The sequence below is a fragment of the Halomonas sp. C10-5 genome, assembly GCF_057169305.1.
The window spans coordinates 3,029,636-3,048,099 of sequence record NZ_CP175665.1 but is presented as its reverse complement, the minus strand read 5'-3'; the positions used below and the strand labels follow the sequence as shown (position 1 = coordinate 3,048,099).

Here is an 18,464-nt window from a genome sequence, read left to right as displayed (position 1 = left end):
CGGCGCGATAGGGCGGGCAGGCCACCGCTGGAGGGTCGAGACAAGGGAAGGCTCCTTGCAGGCGCGGAAAAGCAAATGCGAGACGTTGACGACGGCAAATGGTATCAGTTGCGCCCGATCGCTGCAGCCGACTTCGGCTGACCGGTGTCAAGACGACGACGCCCGCCGTCATATGACGGCGGGCGTCGCGCCTCGTACTGCTCGGGGAGGGTCAGTAGCCCAGCAGCATCGCCGGCAGGCCGGTGATCAGCACCGGGAAGAAGGCCATCAGCACGCAGGCCAGCACGATCAGTGCCACGAAGGGCACCACCGCCTTGTAGAGGTCGACGATCTCCACTCCGGGCGGCGCCACCCCCTTGAGGTAGAAGAGCGCATAGCCGAACGGGGGGGTCAGGAAGGAGGTCTGCAGTACCACGGCGACCATCACCACGAACCACAGCATATCCACGCCCATGGTGTCGACGATGGGCAGCATGATGGGGAAGCTGAGCAGCACGATGCCGGTCCAGTCCAGGAACATGCCCAGGATGAAGACCAGGAACAGCATCAGGATCAGCGCCCCGGTGGTCCCGCCGGGCATCGCCGTCACCACGTTGTGGATGACGTCCATGCCGCCACCGATGGAGAACACCCCGGTGAAGGCGGTGGCCCCCACCACCACCAGCATTACCATGGTGGTGGTCTTGCTGGCCTCGATCAGGGTGCGATAGCAGGTGGAGGCCTTGCGGTCGCCGAAGATCAGGAACAGCAGGAAGGCGATGAAGACCCCGATGGCCGAGGCCTCGGTGGCCGTGGCGATGCCCAGGAACAACGAACCCAGTACGCCGAGGATCAGCGACATGGGCGGCAGCACGTATTTGCCGAGCATGATCAGCAACTCGCCGGTCGAGGTCTCGGCGCGCTCCGCGGCCGGCACGGCCGGGCCATAGCTGGGTTTGATAAAGCAGATGATCAGTACGTAGAGCGCGTACATGGTGCCCAGCATCACCCCGGGTACCAGGGCGCCGGCGAACAGCGCGCCCACCGAGACCGGCGAGTAGCTGGCCATCAGGATCAGCATGATGCTGGGAGGGATCAGGATGCCCAGGCAGCCGCTGGCCATGATCACCCCGGTACTCAGCTCCTTGTTGTAGGAGTACTTCAGCATCGGGACCAGGGCGATCATGCCCATCACCGCGATGGAGGCGCCGACGATGCCGGTGGTGGCGGCCAGCAGCACCGAGACGATGACCACGGTGAGTGCCAGGCCGCCGCGCAGGTTGGCCAGCAGCAGGCGCATGGTGTCGAACATCTTCTCGGTGACGCCGGAGTCATTGAGGAAGCGTGCCATCAGCACGAACAACGGGATGGCCACCAGGACATAGTTGTCCATGGAGTTGCCATAGATGTTGTTGATCAGGATGCCCAGGGTCTTGGCACCGGGACCGAGCCAGGCGCCGAGCACGGCCACGCCGCCCAGCACGAAGGCCAGCGGATGGCCCATGAACAGGCCGATCAGCAGACCGCTGAACATGAACAGGGTGAGCATCTCGGGGCTCATGCGGTGGTCTCCTTGCGCAGTTCACCGAAGGCGCGGATGACGATGGCGATGGCCTGCAGCAGCAGCAGCACGGCGGCCACCACAATCACGCCCTTCACCGGGTAGACCGGGATGGACATCATGCCGTAGGTGGTCTCGCCGCGGCTGAAGGAGCGCTCGAAGAAGGCCCAGCCGAAGGTCAGCAGCATCCAGATGAAGGGCACGAAGAAGAGCAGGTAGCCGAGAATGTCCAGCACCGCCTGCTTGCGGTGGGAGAGCAGGCGCTTGAGCACGTCGACCTCGACGTGGGCGTGATGGCGCAGGCCGAAGGCGGCCATCAGCATGAAATGGGCGCCGAACAGCATCTTGGTGACATCGAAGGCCCAGTCGCTGGGGCGTCCGATGAAGAAGCGGGCGGCGATATCATAGATCACGATCAGCGTGATCACGGCTAGTAGCGGGGCGATCAGGCGTCCGAACCCCTCGTTGAGGGCATCGATGGCCCTGGCAATGGCGTTCATGGTGAGGCTCTCGGAAACAGGCGAATCAGACGAAAGGCGGCGCCAGGGGCGCCGCAGGGGAGCCGGGCCCCGAGGGCCCGGCGGTTTTCCCGATTACTGGTTCATGCAGGCCTCGAGCTCCTCCAGGGACGGCAGGTTGTCCATGGTGCGGCTCATGTTGAAGGGCACGGTCACGTCACGCCAGTTGGCGTAGTGCTCCAGGTAGCTGACCATGGAGTGGTAGACCTTGGCATGCATCGGGTCCTCGCAGGCGCCCTGCAGGATCACCTCGTTGGTGACCTCCTGGATGCGGGCCAGGTCCTCCTCGGACAGCTGATTGATGGTCATGCCCTCGTCCTTGAACTTGACGGTGGCCTCGGTGGAGCCGCGCTCGGACCAGGCCAGCGACCAGGCCATGGTGGCCTCGGCGGCGATCTTCAGCTTCTCCTGGGTCTCCTCGGAGAGGGCATCCCAGGCGTCCTTGTTGATCATCACGCCGAACACGCTGGCGGACTGGTGCCAGCCCGGGGTGGACCAGTAGTCGGCGACCTCGCCGAAGCCGGCCTTGTAGTCGACCCCCGGGGTGGAGAACTCGCCGGCGTCGATCACGCCGCGCTCGATGGCCTGGTAGACCTCGCCGCCGGCCAGGGTGACCTGGGAGCCACCCAGCTGCTCGAGCACGCGACCCTGGTCGCGGCCGGAGAGGCGCAGGCGCTTGCCCTCGAGGTCGGCGATGCTCTCGATGGGCGTGCCGCCCATGAAGCCGGACTCGTTGTTGGTGATGCCGTAGGGCAGGTAGACCATGTCGTACTCGCCGTAGACCTCCTGGTAGAGGTCCCAGCCGCCCCACTGGTTGATCCAGTTGAGGTAATCCACGCCGTTGAAGAGGCTGGTGGTGGTGGCCAGCGGCGAGAAGGCCGGGCTCAGGCCGGCCCAGTAGCCGGGCCAGTCGCCGGCTGCCTCGATGGCGCCGGTCTGGGTGGCGTCGAACACCTCGGTGCCGGGCATCAGGGTGCCGCCGGCGCGGAAGTCGATGGTCAGTTCTTCGCCGGCCAGCTTGTTGACCAGCTCCACCCAGTGGCGGTCGATCTGGATCAGGTCCAGGTTGTCCGGCCAGGTGGTGGTCATGGTCCACTCTTCCTGGGCCTGGGCGGTGGTGCTCAGCGTGGCCAGGGCCACGCCGGCGGCCAGGCCGGTGAGCGTGAAGGTGCGCATTGCTTTCATGTTGTTCTCCCTTCGGGTCTGAGCAGGCGGCGGCGCCTCTCGGCGTCGACCGGATAATGCCGGGTTGCGGGGGCCGTTGGCATGCTGCATTGGCAGATCCGCAACTTCGGCCCCAAGCTAGCACGCTATTGGCTTGCGCGACGATCTCGTCGTTGTGACGGAGGTGCCCCCCGGGGGCAAGGTGGCGGTACCGGTAGCCTGTCAGTACAGGGCCTAGGCGATGTTGATAAAATGTTTCTTTATCAATAGTTTGGACTTGGCTTACGTTAACGTAAAGGTCGCGGTTTGCGGGACCTCCAGCGTTGAATGTTGCATCGCCATAAGACCAAAGTGCTAGAAGCGGCCACGGTGCCAGGGGAGGGGCGATGATCCAGAGGCAAGAGGAAGGGGCCAGAGAAGGGGGCGAGCGGCACGCCGCGGCGCGGCCATTGTTGGCCCATGCCAGGCGGCTCGGCCGGCGTCGCTGGCGGGGACTGGCGTGGCTGCAGGGCACGCCGGAGGCGTGTCGCGGAGCCGCTGTCGAGCTGTGGAGAGCCGGTGGCTGGCGTGCGCCCCTCTGGGTGGCACCCGAGGGCCCCCGGCAGGTCGAAGAGACGCACTGGCTGGCGCCGGCCCGGGCGCGCACTCGCCTGGGGGGCGAGCACGACCTGCTGGTGATCGACGCCGTCTCCTGCGGGGCGGGCTTCGACCCCGACGCCGTCGCGGCCCTGGTCGGCACCCTGTGCGCCGGCGGCCTGCTGGTGCTGATGACCCCGGAGGACTGGGGCGCCCGTCCGGATGCCGACTATGTGCGGCTGGCCGAGCACCCCTGGCGGCCCGAGGCGCTCTCCAGCCGCTACCTGGCCCGGCTGGCGCGGCTGTTGGCAGGCGCCGACGAGGTGATTCGCTGGCGCGCCGGGCAAGTGCCGTGCCTGCCCAGGCTCGCCGTTCGCGAAGTGTGCAACGGGGTGACGGTGGGCGACGGCGACTGCCTGACCGCCGACCAGGCCCAGGCGGTGGCCCGCCTGGGCCGCCTGCGTCGCCGTCGTCCGCTGGTGATCACCGCCGACCGCGGACGCGGCAAGAGTGCCGCCCTGGGTATTGCCTGTGCCCGCTGGCTGGCCGCGGGGGAGAGCGAGGTGCTGGTCACCGCGCCGCGGCCGGCGGCGGTGGATAGCCTCTTCGAACGCCTGGCGGCGCTCTGCTCCCACGGCGAGCGGCAGGGGCACGCCTTTATCACCGACCACGGCGCGATTCGCTTCGTGGCCCCCGATGCGCTGGCCGAGCTGGCTCGGCAAGGTGAGCTGGGCGGCGCCGGAAGGCTGCTGCTGGTGGACGAGGCGGCGGCGATCCCCGCCGGGCTGCTCGGCGAGTGGCTCGAGGCCTTCCCGCGCATTGCCTTTGCCACCACGGTGCACGGTTACGAGGGCTCCGGCCGGGGGTTCGCCCTGCGCTTCCGTGAGCGTCTCGCGCGCACCACGCCGGAGTGGCGCGGGCTGCACCTGGCCGAACCGATCCGCTGGGCAAGTGACGATCCGCTGGAGCCACTGGTCCATCGCCTGCTGATGCTGGATGCCGAACCTCCCGAGTCCGCGGCGCGGGCCGACGGCATGCCGGAGTGGTTGCCGCGGGATGAACTTGTCGTCGATGAGCCACGCCTGCGTGCCCTGTTCGGCCTGCTGGTGCAGGCCCACTACCGGACCACGCCGAGCGACCTGCGCCTGCTGCTGGACGGTCCCGGCCTGGCCGTCGGCGCGCTGATGGCAGATGACGCGCCGCTGGGGGTGGTGCTGACCGCCGACGAGGGGGGCTTCGCGGCGGAGCTGGCCGAGCGAGTCGCCCGTGGCGAGCGGCGCCCCCGTGGCCACCTCATGGCCCAGTCCCTGGCCGCCCACGCCGGATCCCGGGAAGCGCTTACCGGTCGCCTGCGCCGGGTGGTACGCATCGCCGTAACCCCCGAGCGCCGCCGGGAGGGACTGGGGCAGGCGCTGGTCGAGGCGGAGCTGGCGCGAGCACGGGAGGATGGCTGCGACCTGCTTGGCGCCAGCTTCGGCGCCGAGCCCGGGCTGATCGCCTTCTGGCGACGCCTGGGGTTTCGCGCGGTGCGCCTGGGCCTGACCCGCGAGACCGCCACCGGTGAACACGCCCTGATGGTGGCCCGGGCCACCGGCGAGGGCGGCGAGCGCCTGCTGGCCACCCTGACCGAGCGCTTCCAGCGCGCCTTGCCGGGCCTGCTTGCCTTCGAGTTGCACGACCTGGCGCCGGAAGTGGCCGCCGCCCTGCTGTCGGAGGGTGACGGACCGGCCCTTACCGACGACGATCGCCAGGATGCCGAGGATGTCGCGGCCGGCCACCGTGAGCCGGCGCTGGCCCGCCACGCGCTGCAGGCACTGGTGCGTCACGCACTGGCCCGCGGCGTGCCTCCCGAGGATGCCGACCTGGCGCTGCTGGTGGCCTGGGGCTTCCAGGGCCTGGCCGGCGAGGCCCTGGCCCGGCGCCTCGGCGTGCCGGGGCGCCGCCAGGCCACCGCCCGGCTCCGCCAGGCGGCAGGGAGGCTGTTGCCTTCTCTTCCCCTGCCGGAGCGGGCTGAGTAAGGTAGGTCGGTCAATCAGGAAGGATCCCCATGAACGAACATCTCGACCGGCTCGCGCCGCAGCCGCTGTGGCGCCACTTCCGCACCCTGTGCGAGACCCCGCGCCCCTCCGGCCACGAGGCCGCCCTGGCGGAGCGCCTCGAGGCCTGGGCCGACGCCTGGGGCCTCGCCCACGAGCGCGATGCCTTCGGCAACCTGCTGATCCGCAAGCCCGCGACTCCTGGCCGCGAGGCCGCCCCGGGGGTGATCTTTCAGGGCCACCTGGACATGGTGCCCCAGGCCAACAGCGACCGCCCCCACGACTTCACCCGCGACCCCATCGAGACCCGCCTCGGCGACGATGGCTGGCTGCGCGCCAGCGGCACAACCCTGGGTGCCGACAACGGCCTCGGTGTGGCTGCCGCCCTGGCGATCCTCGAGGCCGATGACCTCGAGCATGGCCCGCTAGAGGCGCTCTTCACCCTGGAGGAGGAGTCCGGCATGGGCGGGGCGCTCAACCTCGCCGAAGGCTGGCTCACCGGGCACTACCTGCTCAACCTCGACTCCGAGGATCGTGGCGAGGTGTTCATCGGCTGTGCCGGCGGCACCGATGTGGTGGTGGAGGCGCAGCTGCCGACCGCGGCGATGGCCGACGACGAGGTGGCGCTGCGGCTGTCGCTCACCGGCCTGCGCGGCGGCCACTCGGGAATCGATATCCACAAGGGGCTGGGCAACGCCAACCGGCTGCTGGTCCGCGCGTTGCGCGCCCTGGAGTGCTTCGATGCCCGCCTGGTGAGCTACCAGGGCGGCACCCTGCGTAACGCCCTGCCGCGGGAGGCCTTCGCCGTGCTGGCGCTGCCCGAGGAGGAGCGCGAGGCCGCCACGGCCGAGATGGCAGCCCTCGAGGCCACCCTGCGCGCCGAGCTGGCCGGGGTCGACGATGGGCTTTCGCTGACCCTCGAGGCGACTGAGAGGCCCGCCGACGAGCCGCTCAATCCCCAGGCGACCCACCTGCTGCTGGCCGCCCTGCACGCCGCTCCCTGCGGCGTCGAGCGCATGAGCCAGGAGGTGCCTGGCGTGGTCGAGACCTCCAATAACCTCGGGGTGGTCAGCCTCGAGAAAGGACGCTTCCAGCTCGGTGCCCTGGTACGCTCGCTGCGCGACAGCGCCACCCGGGACCTGGCCGACCGCCTGCGTGCGCTATTCGAGCTGATCGGCGCCCGGGTGCGCATCGAGAACGGCTATCCGGGCTGGACACCGCAGCCGGGCAGCGAGCTGCTCACGCGCTTCCAGCGGGTGCACCGCGAACGGTTGGGCAGCGAGGCGGCGGTCAAGGTGATCCATGCCGGGCTGGAGTGCGGCATTCTGGGCGGCAAGTACCCCGAGCTGGAGATGATCTCCTTCGGCCCGCTGATCCGCGGCGCCCACTCGCCGGACGAGCGGGTCGAGGTCGCCTCGGTTGAGGAGTTCTGGACGCTGCTGCGCGCCCTGGTGGAAGACCTGGCTCGCCCCGCGGCCTGAGCGCCGCGCCAGCCAGATACGACAACGCCGGGCCTGGGGGCCCGGCGTTGTCGTGAGAGAAACCCTGCTTCCGGATCAGGCCAGGTAGCTGGCCAGCATCCATACGGTCTTCTCCTGCTCGCGGATATAGTCGCCGGCCTGGGCGGCAGTGCCCTCGTCGTCGGCATCCGAGGCCAGGGAGAGGATCTCGCGCTGCAGCTCGATCAGCACCTGATAGCCTGCCAGCACGCCCTCGACGCAGGTCTTGCCGTCCGAGACGTTCTTGTCCTCCTTGACGCGCGAAATCTCGACGTAGTCACTGTAGGCGTGCACCGGCTGGTGGCCCAGGGTAAGGATGCGCTCGGCAACCTCGTCGACCTTGGTCAGCAGGTCGGTGTAGAGCTCCTCGAACTTCTCGTGGAGCTGGAAGAACTGCGGCCCCTTCACGTTCCAGTGGTAGCCGCGCACGTTCATGTAGAAGATCTGGTAGTTGGCCAGCAGCTCGTTGAGCTTCTCGGCCAGCTGGCTGGCGCTGGCCTCGTGCAGGCCGATACGGTTGGTGTCGCTCATGCGAATGCCTCCTTGGTCGCTTGGGTATCCATGATCAGCGTGCCACCAGATGGCGGCCAGCGCATCCTGATCATGGCCATGATAGCCGTGTTGCATGACATCTTGGCAGGCGATGCCGATTTCAAGTGACCTGCGTCACCCCGCCGCGCCTACAGTGCGGGGCAATCGCAGATGGCAGTACCGCTCAAGGCTGTTCCCGGCGCCTTTCGCCATCACCCTGTCGGTAACCGCGATTGCCCTGGCCTACACTGGAGCTGTCCAACCTCGGGAGAGAGACCATGCGTCCCTGGCCGTTGCTCATCATGCTGGCACTGGCCGGCTGCCAGACCGTTCCCGCGACCTTGCCGGTAGCGGAGCCACCTCCCGCGGCGGCCTGCCGCTGGCCGGCTGCGGCCGAGCCACCCGGCGAGATCCTGCGTCGCGCGGTGGTCGCCCTGGAGGATGACGGCTTCCTGATCCGCCATACCGCCACCGCCCCGGCACTGGTGAGCGCCGAGCGTACCCGCATCCTGCCCGGCTACGGCGATCGCTACGCTACCGGGGGGCGTCACGGGGTGTTCGGCGGCATCGGCCTCGGCGGGGGCAGTGGCGGCATCGGCGGCGGGGTGATGATCGGCTTCGGCGGGGTCGGCAGCCTGACCCGCGACGCTACCCAGCTGGAGCGGGTCTCGCTGCTGGTCAGCGGGAGTGAGGTGCGGGTCAGCCGCGACCTGCAGATCATCGACTGGCGCGGCGAGCTGGTGGAGACACGCAGTGCCAGCACCGAGGCCTTCTGCAGTGACCTGCACCGCGCCATGCGGGCCGGGAGTGCGCCATGAGTCGTCTGCCGATCGTGCTGCTGGTGGCCCTGCTGCTCGCCGGGTGCGCCACCCCGCGGCCCGCGGCGTCGCCCACCGAGTTGATGCTCGCCGCGTCGCCGGATGCGGCCCTGGAGGCCGCCGCCGAGGCGTTGATGGCGGGCGGCTATGTGGTGCGCCATGCCGACGCCTCCCTGGGTCGGCTCGAAGCGGTGTTCTCGCGCTGGCCGGGCTATCGAGTACTGGTCCGTGTCGAGGCCCGGGGGGAGGGCAGCCAGCTTGCGCTGACCGCCACCCGTGGCGGGCGTGTCCTGCCGCCGAGCACCCTGGGGCGGCTGACGGCGGAGATTGCCGCCAGGTTTGCCGCCAGTGACTGACTGTGGCTCGGCAGTCCCGGTATCGGCCGGCGGCCTCAGCTGGCCTTTGCCGCCTCGGGGCGCAGGTCGAGCCCCTCGATCATGGCCAATACTCGGTCACGCATGGCGGCCAGGGCATCGAGGTCGTAGGGAGTGGCCTCGCCCTGGCCCCACACCGGCCCCGGCCAGGCGTCGTCACCCTCCCGGCGCAGCACCAGGTGCACATGCAGCTGTGCCACCACGTTGCCGAGGCTCGCGACATTCAGCTTGTCGGCCTCCATCAGCGTCTTGAAGGCCTGGCCGATCCGCCCCGCCTCCCGCCACAACTGCTGCTGCTCCGCCTCGTCCAGTTCGAAGACCTCGCCGACACCTCGCTTGCGCGGGATCAGCAGCAGCCAGGGAAAGCGGGTATCGTTCATCAGCCGCAGCTGGCACAGCGGCAGCTCGGTGACCGGATAGCTGTCTTCCACCAGGCGGGGATCGGGCTCGAAGTGGTCCATCTGGGCTCTCCCGGGTAATCAACGAGTGGTATCGCCTGCCTGGCATCATGCCACAGAACCGCTGGTACAGAAGCGCGGGGAGTTTTCCCCGGCTGCCCGGGCGGCTAAGCTGTGCAGCCCGCCCCTGAAAGGACTCTCCCATGACCCTGTTCGAGGCGCTGGCCCTTCTGCTGATCGGCACGCTGGCCGGCTTCATCAATGTGCTCTCTGCCGGTGGGTCCATGCTCACCCTGCCGCTGCTGATGTTCCTGGGCCTGCCGCCCCAGGAGGCCAACGGCACCAACCGTGTCTCCATTGCGCTGCAGAGCGTCTCGGCGGTCTACAACTTCTTTCGCGCTGGGGCACGCCATCTGGGACTCTCGCTGCGGCTCTCGCTGCCGGCGGTGGTGGGCTCGCTGGCCGGGGCCTGGCTGGCCCTGCGCACCGGCGATGCCCTGTTCGAGGCGATCCTGATCGTGGTGATGGCGGGGTCGGCACTGCTCATGCTGCTGCCTCAGCCGCGCCTGGACACCCGTCCGCTGACGTCCGAGCGGCTGACCCCGGCGATCTACCTGGCGATGTTCGGCATCGGGCTCTACGGCGGCTTTATCCAGGTGGGGGTGGGCATCCTGTTCATCGTGGTGCTCTACCGGATGCTCAAGATCGACCTGGCCCAGGTGAATGTCTTCAAGGTGCTGATCGTGCTGGTCTACACCCTGCCGGCGCTGCTCATCTTCCTGGTCGAGGATCAGGTGCGCTGGGGTTACGGCCTGCTGCTGGCGGCGGGAAGCATGACCGGGGCCTGGCTGGCGGTGAAGGTCAACGTCAGCCCGCGCGGGGCCTTCGTGGTCAAGTGGCTCACCGTGGCGGTGATCGTGGCAATCATCCTGCGCCTGCTGATCGGGTAAGGCGGGTATTGCCGTCACCTGCTAAATTACTGGAGCAACATCCGAATTCCACAAGGAGGTCGACCATGAAACGCACACTGACGATGCTTCTGGCGGCGCTGTTCGCCATGTCGCTGCTATCCGGCTGCAATACCATTCGCGGTGCCGGTGAGGACATCGAGCGCGGCGGCGAGGCGATCCAGGACGCCAGCGACTGATTCCCCAGGGACTTCGCGCCGGAGCGATTGTCGCTTCGGCGTTTTTTATCGCTTCTGAGATAGAAACCCAGGCAAGGAACCCATATGTTCATGACGAGACTCACGCCGCTTGTAGTCGGCCTGCTGCTGGCCGGCTGCAGCGGCATGAACGCGGCGCCGAGCCCCGACCCGGCCCCGCCGCCACCCCGGGTGGAGTCCAGCGGCGAGTGCGGCGCGGAGCTTGTGCAGGACCGTGTCGGCCGCGCCTACAGTGAGGCGCTCGGCGAAGCGATCCGCGCCGAGAGCGGGGCGGCCGCCATGCGGGTGATTCGCCCCGGCGAGGCGGTGACCCTCGACCATCGGCCCGATCGCCTCAACGTCCACCTCGACGAGACGGATACCATCGCTTCCCTGGACTGTGGCTAGTCGCTCCCTTCCCTGGCGCCGTGCTCATCCTGGGTGCGGCGCTCCTCCTCCTCGGCCTGCTTGCGCAGTTTCTTGCGCAGGGCGGCCTTCTCGAAGCGCAGCTTCTGCAGTTTCGTCTCCAGCCTGAGCGGAGGCACCGGGGCCGGCTTGCCGTCGGAGTCCACCGCCACCATGGTCAGGTAACAGCTGTTGGTGTGGCGGATCAGCTTGTTCTGGATGTCCTCTGCCACCACCTTGACGCCGATCTCCATGGAGGAGCGGCCGACGTGGTTGACGCAGGCCAGGAAGGTGACCAGCTCACCCACGTGGATCGGCTGCTTGAACAGCACCTGGTCCACCGAGAGGGTGACCACGTAGTGGCCGGCGTAGCGGCTGGCGCAGGCGTAGGCCACCTCGTCTAGCTTCTTGAGGATGGCCCCGCCATGCACCTTGCCGCTGAAGTTGGCCATGTCGGGGGTCATCAGCACGGTCATCGAGAGTTCATGCTGGCCGGGCAGGGGGTGGGTGTCCATGGGAGTCTCCTTGTGTGTTATCCACAGCATAACGCCTTGCCCCCGGCCTGGGGACAAGGCGTCAGCGTGTCGAGCAGTTGATGCCTTGCGTCAGAACCAGGTCAGGCCGATGGAGATCAGCACCCCGGTGATGACCAGCTGGATCAGGCAGAAGCCCATGATGTCCTTGGCCTTGAGGCCGGCGATGCCGAGCACCGGCAGGGCCCAGAAGGGCTGCAGCAGGTTGGTCCAGGCATCACCCCAGGCCACGGCCATGGCCACCCGCGGGATCTCCACCCCCAGTGCCTCGGCGGCGGGCAGCATCACCGGCGCCTGCACGGCCCACTGGCCGCCCCCGGAGGGCACAAAGAGGTTGACGATGCCGGCGCTGATGAAGGTCCAGAAGGGCAGGGTGGTCTCGGTGGCGAAGGAGACCAGACCCTCGGAGAGGGTCGCCGCCAGGCCGGACTGCACCATGATCGCCATGATCCCGGCGTAGAAGGGGAACTGGATGACGATGCCGGCGCCGCCCTTGATCGCCTCCTGCAGGCTGGTCAGCAGGCTGCGCGGGGTGCGATGCAGCACGATGGCCAGGAACAGGAACAGGAAGTTGACGATGTTGAGGTTGAGGCCTCCGCCGCGCAGGAAGAAGTGGTCGACCAGGTAGATCAGGCCGGGGATGCCCACCAGCCAGGCCAGCACCACGCTGTTCTCCATGCGTTCGGCGGGGCGGGTGATGCGCACGCGCACCTCCTCATCCTCGCCCAGCAGCTTGGGATCGATGAAGACGCTCTCGTTCTCGTCGGGAAGCATCATGCGGTTGACCAGCGGTACGGCGATGAACAGCATCACCACGATGGCCAGGTTGAAGAAGGCGAAGACGGTGGAGCCGGTGCCGATCACTCCGATCTGGTCGGCACTGAAGTGGCCCTCGGTGGCGATGGTCAGCGGCACCGAGCCGGCCAGGCCACCGTGCCACACCACGAAGCCGGAGTAGGCACTGGCCACCAGCAGGCGGTAGTCGACGCGCACCAGGCGAGCCAGCTCCTTGGCGAACAGCGCACCCACCACCAGGCCGAAGCCCCAGTTGATCCAGCTGGCCGCCAGCGACACATAGGTGACCAGCAGGATGGCGCCGCCGGGCCCCTTGGCCAGGGCCGCGAGGCGCTGCAGCAGCTTCTTCACGGGAGGGGAGCTGGCCAGCATGAAGCCGGTGACCAGCACCAGCAGCATCTGCATCGAGAAGGTCAGCAGGTTCCAGAAGCCGTCGCCCCACATGCGCATCACCGCCAGCGGCGTCTGGCGCTCCACGGCGATGGCCGCCACCGCGGCGATGATGGTCAGCAGCAGCACGAAGATATAGGGGTCGGGCAGGTAGCGTTCGACCAGCTTTACCGCCGGTCTCGAGAGGGCCTTGAGCATGGCGTTCCCTTACTGTTGTGGGTGTTCTTGAAGTTTCAACACAGAAAGTAGCGCAGCGTCAGTATCTTGCGTTATTGCACTACCAACGGTCCAGGCTTCTCACGCCAGTCGCTGAGCCGACGCCTGCGGTAGTAGGCGATCAGCGTCGCCGAGCGCACCAGGGTAAACAGCGTGAAGGCCAGCCACAGGCCGTGGTTGGTCAGTGCCTCCGGCAGCAGCGCCTGGGTCAGCCACCAGGCGGGCAGGTAGACGGCGAGCCCGGCGAAGATGCTGTTGCGCATCTCGCGGATCGCCGTGGCGCCGATGAATACGCCGTCCAGCAGGTAGCTCCACACCGCGATCAGCGGCATGGCGACCATCCACGGCAGGTAGCTGGCGGCGGTGTCCCGCACCTCCGGCAGGCCGGTGAGCAGGGCGATCAGCGCCTCGCCGCCCAGGGCGAAGGCCAGCGAGGCGATGCCGGCGGTGATCAGCGAGAACCAGGCCGCACCGCGCACCATGCGGCCGAACTCCGCCCAGCGCCTGGCGCCCACCGAGCGCCCGGTCAGCGCCTCGGCGGCGTGGGCGAAGCCGTCCAGGGCGTAGCTGGTGAGCATGATGAACTGCAGCAGCACGGCGTTGGCGGCGAGCACGGTGTCGCCCTGGGCCGCCCCCCGGGAGGTGAAGAAGGCCATGGCGAACAGCAGGCCCAGGGTGCGCACGAAGAGGTTGGCGTTGACCGAGAACAGCTCGCCATAGGCGGCAAGCGCCAGCAGCCGGCTGCGCAGGAATCGCCCCGAGAGCCACCTGAGCTGGCGCGAGACCAGCCACAGCCCGAAGGCGAACGCCGTGTAGTCGGCGATCACCGTGGCCCAGGCCACGCCGTCGCTGGTCATGCCCAGGCCCACCACGAACACCAGGTCGAGCACGATATTGACGCCGTTGGTCAGCACCAGGATGGCCAGGGTCACCCGCGAGTTCTGCTGGCCCAGGAACCAGCCGAGGATGGCGTAGTTGGCGAGCACCGCCGGCGCCGAGAGGATGCGGATCTCGGCATACTCGGCGGCCAGCGCCGTGGCCGCCTCGCTGCCGTCGAGCAGCCACAGCCCCAGCGTGATCAGCGGTCGCGAGAGCAGGATCAAGGCCGCACCGATGCCCGCCGCCAGCAGCAGCGACTGTCCCAGCAGGTTGCGCACATCCGTGTCGTTCTCGCGGCCCACCGCCTGGGAGGTGAGGCCGGTGGTACCCATGCGCAGGAAGCCGAAGCCCCAGTAGAGGAAGCTGAACAGGGTGGCGCCCAGGGTCACCGCGGCCAGGTAGCGGGAGTCCGGCAGGTGGCCGACCACGGCGGTATCCACAAGTCCCAGCAGCGGCACGGTGATATTGGAGAGGATGATCGGCCAGGCCAGCGTCAGGATGCGCCGGTGCGCGGACGCGGGGGACGAGGAATCCGAGCGGCTCACGATGGGCTCCTGAGGGTTGCGAGCCGCGCAGCATGGCCGGCGGCGGGGCATAACGCAACCGCCCCGCGCTGGGGCGGGGCGGTTGGGGCAGCTTGGCTCGGTTTTCGCTTAGAAGCGGTAGCCGATGCTGGCGGAGATCAGGTCGATCTCGAAGTCCTCGCCGCTGTCGCTGATATCGTAGCGTTCGAACTCGGCACGCATCAGGATGCGCTCGACCTCATACTCGGCACCGATACCATAGTAGGGGTCGCTGCCGTCTTCGCTGGCGGAATCGCGATAAATATCCCCACCAATGGTGGCATCCAGGTCCAAGTCAGCATCCCATGCGACCATGCCCAGCTTGCCGAAGACGCTAAAGCCGTTCTGGATCGGTAACTTTCCGACTAACGCTGCGGTGAAACCCTCAACACCAAGTTTCAGGCGGGCACTATCAGTTCCATCTGCCCCACTAGCGTCGAAGTCACCAAAGTCGACATAGCCGGCTTCAACGGCAAAGTTGGGGTTGAACTGATAGCCGACGAAAAGCTTGTAACCAGTGTCGCTGTCATCGGTGCTTGCGCCAATATCCCCGAGCCAGTCGAGGGTGTCGTTATCCAGCTTGGAGTACCCCAGCCCCGCACCCACATAGGGCCCCTCGTTGGGGTTGTACTGATAGCTCTGGGCGAAGGCGGGGCTGGCGACGAGGGTGGCCAGGGCGGCGGTGGCGATCAGACGTTTCATCATGCGCTCCATTGCATGGTGGTGGTGCAGGCGATGCCTGCGGGTTGGGCAAGCGGTGAAAGCCGTCTACCCTGATGTAAGATCCTGTGAAAGGATGTAACCTCGGGCATTCTAGAAGCTAACAATGGTTAGTGCCATACCCGGTATATCGGTGGGCTGGTACTGGCAGGGTGACAACGGCAGCAGAGACTGCAGGGAGCAGGGAGTGAAAGCGATGGGCAAGCGGACCTTGATTTTCTTCGCGCTGGCGCTGGTGACGCTGCTGGGCACCACCCCGGCGGTGGCGCAGGAGCAGCGCGCGGAGGCCCAGCCGAGCGGCGGGGCAATGATCGCCGATGCGGTGATCGCGCGGCCGCTGCTGGCGGCGGCCACTGTTGGCGGCACGGCGGTGTTCCTGGTCACGCTGCCCTTTACCGCCCTGGGTGGCGGCGTTGATACCGCCGCCGAGACGCTGATCAAGACCCCGGCCGAGGCGGCCTTCCGCCGCTGCCTGGGCTGTACGGTAAGCAAGCGCGCCGACGAGCTGTAGCGCTCCGCCCAACATCCCAACGCAAGACGCCCCGCTTCGAGCGGGGCGTCGTGTCATGCTGTCGGGACGTTCAGTACATCTTCAGGCCGCGGTGATGCGCTCATACTTGGCCATCAGTTCCTCGCGGCTCTCCTCGCGCTCGGGGTCGAGGGGAATGCAGTCCACCGGGCAGACCTGCTGGCACTGCGGTTCGTCGTAATGTCCGACGCACTCGGTGCACAGCTCCGGGTCGATGATATAGATCTCCTCGCCTGGCGAGATGGCGCCGTTGGGGCATTCCGGCTCGCAGACATCGCAGTTGATGCACTCGTCGGTGATCATCAGGGCCATGGGGGTACCTCACGGAAGTCGCTGGCCGCGGTCGTCGGGATCTGCTCGGTGCAATCCCGAGCCTTGTGGTCAGGTATTGTAAAGGCTCTTCAGCGCCGCGGCGACCCTGGGATGCACATGCAGCGAGACATCGCCGCCCAGCTTGGCGATCTCGCGCACCAGGGTGGACGAGATATAGGAGTTCTCCACCGCCGGAGTCAGGAAGACGGTCTCGAGTTCCGGCATCTGGGCGCGATTCATGTTGGCCAGCTGCAGCTCGTACTCGAAGTCGGAGACCGCCCGCAGGCCGCGCAGCAGCACGCGGGCCTGCTGCTGCTTCATGAACTCGGTCATCAGCCCCGAGAAGCCGACCACCTCGATGTTGTCGAGTCCGGCGGTGACCTCCCGGGCCAGGGCGATCCGTGTATCGATATCCAGCGCCGGGCCCTTGCCGGGGCTCGTGGCGATGGCCACCACCACCTTGTCGAAGAGTCGAGAGGCACGCTCGATCAGGTCGAAGTGGCCGTTGGTGATGGGGTCGAAGGTGCCGGGGTATACCGCGATATTCATCGCCGTCACTCCTCGAGTCTGCCGAAGGGATTGTTCACCGCCAGGGAGACAGGGCGGGCATAGCCGGGGATCTGGATCTCGTCGTCGCTGATCGTGAGCTCCGGCCCCTCCAGCACGCCCTCACCGAAGCGGTAGCGCGGCGCGAAGCGCCCCTGGTCGGCCTGCCGGCGGTAGGCGGCGGCGGCCTCGCGGGTCGCCTCGCGGCGTACCTGCCAGGCGGCAACGGCGGCCTCGCCGTGGCGCTGCAGCAGCAGGCGCTCGGTCACGGCCGGGGAGAGCAGCACGCCGGTAGCGTTGTTGCCGCCGAAGCCCTTGGCATTGATGAAGGCGGCGTCCGCGGAGAAGGGCATGGACTCGCATGAGAGCCGCAGCCGCTCGGCATGGACGTCGTCGGCCACGGCATCCAGATTGGCGATGCCCGGCAGCAGGCCGTGGGCGAAGCTGCCCAGGGCGCTGGTCAACTGGTCGCCGGCGGCACTGCCCTGGGAGTGGCCCACATAGGACTTCACCGCCACCACCGGCCACGCCTCGATGCCATAGGCCCGCGCTACCAGGTCGAAGACATGGGATTCGGTGGTGCGGTTCTTGGGCGTGCTGGTGCCGTGGGCGTGCAGGAAGGTGCGCTTGCGCAGTGCCTGTTCGCCGAGCATCTCCCGCACCAGGGAGGCGGCCTTTCCCAGGGTGATGTAGTTGCCGATGCCCGGCGCGGAGATCGAGCGTTTCCAGCCGTCGGCGTTGACGAAGACGTCCGGCACGCTGCCCAGGATCTCGGCGCCCACCTCAAGAGCGAGGGCATCATCCATCAGCATCACGAACTGGCTGGATTCGGCGATGGTGAAGCCGCAGTTGCGGGCGAAGGGGCGGCAGGCCTTCTGGTAGTCGGCGTCGGTCAGCAGCTCCAGGGCATCCAGGGCGCGCAGGCTGTCGTCGTCGGCCAGGGCGCCCATGGCGCGGAAGCCCTCGATGATCTCCGGGGTGACCGGAGCATCGGCGGTGCCCACCATGACTACCCGGCGGCGTCCGGCGCGGATATCGTCCACGCCCAGGCGCAGGTTGTAGAGGAAACTGGCGCAGGCGCCCATCGCCGCACCAGTGCCGCCTACGCTGCCCAGCACATAGGCGTTGAGGAAGTCGGCAGGCATCTGGCCGTAGCCCAGCGGCATCTGCTTGGAGGTGGCGCGCTTTCCGGAGACGAAGCTCTTGAGCAGCCCGCCCCAGCCCTCGTCGTCAAGCTGGCCGATGGAGTTGCCGGCATAGACGGCGACCGCGTCGGGGTCGAGGCGGTCGCGCAGGGTGTCCCAGTCGAGGCCGCTGTCGCCCAGGCAGTCGCTGGCGGCGAAGATCGCCATGGAGAGGCCGCGAGGGTGGTGCACGCTGCGGTAGAGCTGGCTGGGCTCGAAGCCGCTGGGCAGCTGGCCGGCGGCCCGCACCTGGGCGGAGCGGTGCTCGGGCAGCATCACGTCCATCTCCCCGGCGGGCACCGTCACCTCGAGCAGCTTGCGATCGAGTTCGCGTACCTGCCAGGTCGGCGGCAGATCCCGGGGTAGCTGGCGACGACGGATGCGGAAGGTGAGGGGAGCGTCCAGCGCCAGGCTGGCCTGGCGGTTGGCGGGCAGGCCCTCGTCGTTGAAGAGCGGATCCTCGATGCGGCGGATCAGGGTATGGTCGAGGACCTGCTGGCGGGTCTGCTCGACGATAGCGTCAGGATCGAGGGGGCGACCCTCGGCGTCCTGCCAGCCGCCGTCTTCCTCGCCGCTGGCCAGGCGCATCATAGCGGCCAGGCCCAGCAGGGTGCGGGCCTGGTCCTCCGCGGGCAGGGCATCGAGCACGGTGCGGCGAAACGCCTGGTGGCCCGAGGTTCTGCCGGCAGGGTTCACGCCGCCCATGCCGACGATCACCGGTAAGTGTGACAAGCCGGATTCCTCGTTGTGCTGTTGGTGTCTACGAGTTCGTTATTGATCGTGGATCATAGCAC

General features: G+C 67.8%; 20 protein-coding genes. 8 read left to right on the top strand and 12 right to left on the bottom strand.

Annotation, left to right across the window (positions count from 1 at the left end):
* Nucleotides 1-211: 211 nt before the first annotated feature.
* The 3 genes from ACJ7IV_RS14240 to dctP form a co-directional block, all read right to left on the bottom strand.
* A complete protein-coding gene (locus ACJ7IV_RS14240) occupies nt 212-1,540 on the bottom strand; it encodes a TRAP transporter large permease (RefSeq protein WP_483864939.1) in 1,329 nt (442 codons plus the stop codon).
* Nucleotides 1,537-2,040: a TRAP transporter small permease subunit gene (locus ACJ7IV_RS14235; protein ID WP_483864938.1), complete on the bottom strand. Its 504-nt coding sequence runs from the start codon at nt 2,038-2,040 to the stop codon at nt 1,537-1,539. Before ACJ7IV_RS14235 ends, ACJ7IV_RS14240 begins: the two co-directional genes overlap by 4 nt.
* 93 nt (nt 2,041-2,133) lie before the next feature.
* Nucleotides 2,134-3,243: a TRAP transporter substrate-binding protein DctP gene (gene dctP, locus ACJ7IV_RS14230; RefSeq protein WP_483864937.1), complete on the bottom strand. Its 1,110-nt coding sequence runs from the start codon at nt 3,241-3,243 to the stop codon at nt 2,134-2,136.
* A gap of 365 nt (nt 3,244-3,608) precedes the next feature.
* On the opposite strand from dctP, the gene ACJ7IV_RS14225 reads away from it, so the two are divergent.
* Both ACJ7IV_RS14225 and ACJ7IV_RS14220 read left to right on the top strand, forming a co-directional pair.
* Nucleotides 3,609-5,816: a tRNA(Met) cytidine acetyltransferase TmcA gene (locus ACJ7IV_RS14225; protein ID WP_483864936.1), complete on the top strand. Its 2,208-nt coding sequence runs from the start codon at nt 3,609-3,611 to the stop codon at nt 5,814-5,816.
* Nucleotides 5,817-5,845: 29 nt separating this feature from the next.
* Entirely contained in the window at nt 5,846-7,315 is a 1,470-nt protein-coding gene (locus ACJ7IV_RS14220; protein ID WP_483864935.1) for an aminoacyl-histidine dipeptidase, read from the top strand.
* 75 nt (nt 7,316-7,390) lie between these two features.
* Here the strand turns inward: ACJ7IV_RS14220 and ACJ7IV_RS14215 are convergent, their stop codons facing one another.
* On the bottom strand, nt 7,391-7,864 hold the full coding sequence (locus ACJ7IV_RS14215; protein ID WP_483864934.1) for a Dps family protein: 474 nt from the start codon (nt 7,862-7,864) through the stop codon (nt 7,391-7,393).
* 278 nt (nt 7,865-8,142) lie between these two features.
* On the opposite strand from ACJ7IV_RS14215, the gene ACJ7IV_RS14210 reads away from it, so the two are divergent.
* Together ACJ7IV_RS14210 and ACJ7IV_RS14205 are read left to right on the top strand one after the other, a co-directional pair.
* Nucleotides 8,143-8,682, top strand: coding sequence for a hypothetical protein (locus ACJ7IV_RS14210; protein WP_483864933.1), 540 nt, complete (start codon nt 8,143-8,145; stop codon nt 8,680-8,682).
* Nucleotides 8,679-9,038: a hypothetical protein gene (locus ACJ7IV_RS14205; protein ID WP_483864932.1), complete on the top strand. Its 360-nt coding sequence runs from the start codon at nt 8,679-8,681 to the stop codon at nt 9,036-9,038. The genes ACJ7IV_RS14210 and ACJ7IV_RS14205 overlap by 4 nt, the downstream gene beginning before the upstream one ends.
* A 35-nt stretch (nt 9,039-9,073) precedes the next feature.
* Here the strand turns inward: ACJ7IV_RS14205 and ACJ7IV_RS14200 are convergent, their stop codons facing one another.
* The gene (locus tag ACJ7IV_RS14200) at nt 9,074-9,517 is read right to left on the bottom strand and encodes an HIT domain-containing protein (RefSeq protein ID WP_483864931.1); all 444 of its coding nucleotides are present in this window, start codon (nt 9,515-9,517) and stop codon (nt 9,074-9,076) included.
* A gap of 140 nt (nt 9,518-9,657) precedes the next feature.
* On the opposite strand from ACJ7IV_RS14200, the gene ACJ7IV_RS14195 reads away from it, so the two are divergent.
* The 3 genes from ACJ7IV_RS14195 to ACJ7IV_RS14185 all read left to right on the top strand — a co-directional run bounded on the left by ACJ7IV_RS14195 (nt 9,658) and on the right by ACJ7IV_RS14185 (nt 11,006).
* Entirely contained in the window at nt 9,658-10,404 is a 747-nt protein-coding gene (locus ACJ7IV_RS14195; RefSeq protein ID WP_483864930.1) for a sulfite exporter TauE/SafE family protein, read from the top strand.
* A gap of 65 nt (nt 10,405-10,469) precedes the next feature.
* Nucleotides 10,470-10,601, top strand: coding sequence for an entericidin A/B family lipoprotein (locus ACJ7IV_RS14190; protein WP_483864929.1), 132 nt, complete (start codon nt 10,470-10,472; stop codon nt 10,599-10,601).
* A gap of 90 nt (nt 10,602-10,691) precedes the next feature.
* Nucleotides 10,692-11,006: an I78 family peptidase inhibitor gene (locus tag ACJ7IV_RS14185; protein WP_483864928.1), complete on the top strand. Its 315-nt coding sequence runs from the start codon at nt 10,692-10,694 to the stop codon at nt 11,004-11,006.
* Here ACJ7IV_RS14185 and ACJ7IV_RS14180 read toward each other — a convergent pair.
* The 4 genes from ACJ7IV_RS14180 to ACJ7IV_RS14165 form a co-directional block, all read right to left on the bottom strand.
* Complete coding sequence (locus ACJ7IV_RS14180) at nt 11,003-11,518, bottom strand: acyl-CoA thioesterase (protein ID WP_483864927.1); 516 nt, start codon at nt 11,516-11,518, stop codon at nt 11,003-11,005. The genes ACJ7IV_RS14185 and ACJ7IV_RS14180 overlap by 4 nt on opposite strands.
* Before the next feature lie 90 nt (nt 11,519-11,608).
* Nucleotides 11,609-12,919, bottom strand: a complete 1,311-nt coding sequence (locus ACJ7IV_RS14175) for a short-chain fatty acid transporter (RefSeq protein WP_483864926.1) — start codon at nt 12,917-12,919, stop codon at nt 11,609-11,611.
* Between the two features lie 71 nt (nt 12,920-12,990).
* Entirely contained in the window at nt 12,991-14,361 is a 1,371-nt protein-coding gene (locus ACJ7IV_RS14170) for an MATE family efflux transporter (RefSeq protein WP_483864925.1), read from the bottom strand.
* 108 nt (nt 14,362-14,469) lie between these two features.
* Nucleotides 14,470-15,081 carry an outer membrane beta-barrel protein gene (locus ACJ7IV_RS14165; protein WP_483864924.1) on the bottom strand — a complete coding sequence of 204 codons (612 nt, stop codon included), beginning with the start codon at nt 15,079-15,081 and terminating at the stop codon, nt 14,470-14,472.
* A 214-nt stretch (nt 15,082-15,295) separates the two neighbouring features.
* Between ACJ7IV_RS14165 and ACJ7IV_RS14160 the strand changes: the two genes are divergently transcribed.
* On the top strand, nt 15,296-15,610 hold the full coding sequence (locus ACJ7IV_RS14160) for a hypothetical protein (RefSeq protein ID WP_483864923.1): 315 nt from the start codon (nt 15,296-15,298) through the stop codon (nt 15,608-15,610).
* 81 nt (nt 15,611-15,691) lie between these two features.
* On the opposite strand, the gene ACJ7IV_RS14155 is transcribed toward ACJ7IV_RS14160, so the two are convergent.
* The 3 genes from ACJ7IV_RS14155 to ACJ7IV_RS14145 all read right to left on the bottom strand — a co-directional run bounded on the left by ACJ7IV_RS14155 (nt 15,692) and on the right by ACJ7IV_RS14145 (nt 18,375).
* Complete coding sequence (locus ACJ7IV_RS14155; protein ID WP_213312667.1) at nt 15,692-15,940, bottom strand: YfhL family 4Fe-4S dicluster ferredoxin; 249 nt, start codon at nt 15,938-15,940, stop codon at nt 15,692-15,694.
* Between the two features lie 69 nt (nt 15,941-16,009).
* Nucleotides 16,010-16,489: a pantetheine-phosphate adenylyltransferase gene (gene coaD, locus ACJ7IV_RS14150; protein ID WP_213312666.1), complete on the bottom strand. Its 480-nt coding sequence runs from the start codon at nt 16,487-16,489 to the stop codon at nt 16,010-16,012.
* 5 nt (nt 16,490-16,494) lie between these two features.
* On the bottom strand, nt 16,495-18,375 hold the full coding sequence (locus ACJ7IV_RS14145) for a beta-ketoacyl synthase (RefSeq protein WP_483866597.1): 1,881 nt from the start codon (nt 18,373-18,375) through the stop codon (nt 16,495-16,497).
* Nucleotides 18,376-18,464 lie beyond the last annotated feature (89 nt).

Excerpts from the sequence above, each read along its gene's own strand:
- ACJ7IV_RS14240 (WP_483864939.1), bottom strand. The coding sequence starts at position 1,540 with ATGAGCCCCGAGATGCTCACCCTGTTCATGTTCAGCGGTCTGCTGATC.
- ACJ7IV_RS14235 (WP_483864938.1), bottom strand. The coding sequence starts at position 2,040 with ATGAACGCCATTGCCAGGGCCATCGATGCCCTCAACGAGGGGTTCGGA.
- dctP (WP_483864937.1), bottom strand. The coding sequence starts at position 3,243 with ATGAAAGCAATGCGCACCTTCACGCTCACCGGCCTGGCCGCCGGCGTG.
- ACJ7IV_RS14225 (WP_483864936.1), top strand. The coding sequence starts at position 3,609 with ATGATCCAGAGGCAAGAGGAAGGGGCCAGAGAAGGGGGCGAGCGGCAC.
- ACJ7IV_RS14220 (WP_483864935.1), top strand. The coding sequence starts at position 5,846 with ATGAACGAACATCTCGACCGGCTCGCGCCGCAGCCGCTGTGGCGCCAC.
- ACJ7IV_RS14215 (WP_483864934.1), bottom strand. The coding sequence starts at position 7,864 with ATGAGCGACACCAACCGTATCGGCCTGCACGAGGCCAGCGCCAGCCAG.
- ACJ7IV_RS14210 (WP_483864933.1), top strand. The coding sequence starts at position 8,143 with ATGCGTCCCTGGCCGTTGCTCATCATGCTGGCACTGGCCGGCTGCCAG.
- ACJ7IV_RS14205 (WP_483864932.1), top strand. The coding sequence starts at position 8,679 with ATGAGTCGTCTGCCGATCGTGCTGCTGGTGGCCCTGCTGCTCGCCGGG.
- ACJ7IV_RS14200 (WP_483864931.1), bottom strand. The coding sequence starts at position 9,517 with ATGGACCACTTCGAGCCCGATCCCCGCCTGGTGGAAGACAGCTATCCG.
- ACJ7IV_RS14195 (WP_483864930.1), top strand. The coding sequence starts at position 9,658 with ATGACCCTGTTCGAGGCGCTGGCCCTTCTGCTGATCGGCACGCTGGCC.
- ACJ7IV_RS14190 (WP_483864929.1), top strand. The coding sequence starts at position 10,470 with ATGAAACGCACACTGACGATGCTTCTGGCGGCGCTGTTCGCCATGTCG.
- ACJ7IV_RS14185 (WP_483864928.1), top strand. The coding sequence starts at position 10,692 with ATGACGAGACTCACGCCGCTTGTAGTCGGCCTGCTGCTGGCCGGCTGC.
- ACJ7IV_RS14180 (WP_483864927.1), bottom strand. The coding sequence starts at position 11,518 with ATGGACACCCACCCCCTGCCCGGCCAGCATGAACTCTCGATGACCGTG.
- ACJ7IV_RS14175 (WP_483864926.1), bottom strand. The coding sequence starts at position 12,919 with ATGCTCAAGGCCCTCTCGAGACCGGCGGTAAAGCTGGTCGAACGCTAC.
- ACJ7IV_RS14165 (WP_483864924.1), bottom strand. The coding sequence starts at position 15,081 with ATGAAACGTCTGATCGCCACCGCCGCCCTGGCCACCCTCGTCGCCAGC.
- ACJ7IV_RS14160 (WP_483864923.1), top strand. The coding sequence starts at position 15,296 with ATGGGCAAGCGGACCTTGATTTTCTTCGCGCTGGCGCTGGTGACGCTG.
- ACJ7IV_RS14155 (WP_213312667.1), bottom strand. The coding sequence starts at position 15,940 with ATGGCCCTGATGATCACCGACGAGTGCATCAACTGCGATGTCTGCGAG.
- coaD (WP_213312666.1), bottom strand. The coding sequence starts at position 16,489 with ATGAATATCGCGGTATACCCCGGCACCTTCGACCCCATCACCAACGGC.
- ACJ7IV_RS14145 (WP_483866597.1), bottom strand. The coding sequence starts at position 18,375 with ATGGGCGGCGTGAACCCTGCCGGCAGAACCTCGGGCCACCAGGCGTTT.